The organism is Mycolicibacterium pyrenivorans, from assembly GCF_025821625.1.
GTDB lineage: Bacteria > Actinomycetota > Actinomycetes > Mycobacteriales > Mycobacteriaceae > Mycobacterium > Mycobacterium pyrenivorans.
This window is the reverse complement of record NZ_JACKSH010000174.1, coordinates 1-1,577: the sequence shown is the minus strand read 5'-3', so window position 1 is coordinate 1,577 and position 1,577 is coordinate 1. Positions and strand designations below refer to the sequence as shown.

The following is a 1,577-nucleotide window of genomic DNA, read 5'->3' as shown; positions in this document are numbered from 1 at the left end:
TCACGCCTTGACGATCGCTAAGACACGCAGAACAGCCGAAAGCCCAGCTAGCAGGAGAAATCAGCCACAACGAACATGTGCCAGCTCCAGTTGAATGGTTGACCATGACCGCCGACACCCTGCTCGCCCAATCAGCCATCGACCGACTCACCGCTGCGGCCCACACCCTGGTCATCGAAGGACCGTCCTACCGCCAACGCACCCGACCCGGACAGCTTGACCCAGCCGAACCTGACGAGCATCCTCGATAACGCGCCACGGTGGTCCCATCCCCCTGGCAATCAGGTGGTCCCATCACCCTGGCAAGCGACACCGATTACCGACGCCGAGAGAATCGAGGCTTACCGCGCCAACGCTTTGTTTCGACGCCCATAAAGACGACCCTGAGTTCGGCTATCGCTACTTGGTCGAGGAGGCCCGCGATGCCGGTGAGCCGATAGCCGAGCGCACCGCCTGGCGGATCTGCTCTCAGAATCGATTGTGGAGCGTGTTCGGCAAGAAGCGCGGCAAGAACGGGAAGGTCGGGCCGCCGGTCCACGACGATCTTGTCGAGCGCGATTTCACCGCTTTCGTACCAAATCAGTTGTGGCGCAGCGATATCACCGAACATCGCACTGGCGAAGGCAAGCTCTACCTGTGTGCGATCAAGGACGTGTTCTCCAACCGGATCGTCGGGTACTCGATCGACTCCCGGATGAAGTCCCGGTTGGCTACCACCGCGCTCAGTAGTGCGGTGGCACGACGCGGCGAAGTTGCCGGGTGCATCGTGCACTCCGATCGCGGATCTCAGTTCAGGTCAAGGAGATTCGTGCACGCACTGAACCATCACGGGATGGTCGGATCGATGGGCCGGGTCGGCGCAGCCGGCGACAACGCCGCCATGGAGAGCTTCTTCAGCCTGCTACAGAAGAACGTGCTCGATCGCCGTCGCTGGAACACACGAGAGGAACTGCGGATCGCGATCGTCACCTGGATCGAGCGCACCTACCACCGGCGCCGTCGCCAGGCCGGCCTCGGGCGGTTGACCCCGATCGAATACGAAGCCATCATGACCACACCGGCCAGTCAGGCCGCGTGACCGAAACTGTCACCTGATCGTGCAGCAGACCCGACCAATGGTCAGACTTTTTGTCATCCGCGATGTCGTTTACGACATCAAGCGACATTCCAAATGGCATAACGACACGGAGAATGGCAACCTACAGGGCTGTAGATTGCCAAACTCCATGTCATATGGCGATGGCTCTGCCTGCGGGTTTCCTGTCTTGCCACGGAGATGACGAACCAGTTTTGCCATCTAAATGGCGAATCCTAGAACCGAACGGTCGTCCATGAAATCGCATCGCGTCAACTGCTGACATCTCGCGAGGAGTCGTTCCTGCAAGACCGTAATCCGGCCGCCGTAACCGCGTGCTCGTCCAGAATCTCGATCGCCGGCTTCCGCCGCGTCCGAGGGATGAACAACGCGACATGCGACCTCTAAGCCTCGATCCACCGATAAATTGGTTGGTCGTGGGGTGTCGGAATGAGGAAAGTGCCCCTTGAGCTGGGAGGATTGGTGTTCTCTACGCATCAAT

At 59.7% G+C, this 1,577-nt stretch carries 2 pseudogenes; both read left to right on the top strand.

Annotated features, from left to right (window positions below):
• Nucleotides 1-86 precede the first annotated feature (86 nt).
• Nucleotides 87-251 (top strand): annotated as a pseudogene (locus H7I57_RS20285) (ATP-binding protein); the annotation flags it as partial.
• Between the two features lie 49 nt (nt 252-300).
• A pseudogene (locus H7I57_RS20280) lies at nt 301-1,078 on the top strand (IS3 family transposase); the annotation flags it as partial.
• Between the last annotated feature and the right edge of the window lie 499 nt (nt 1,079-1,577).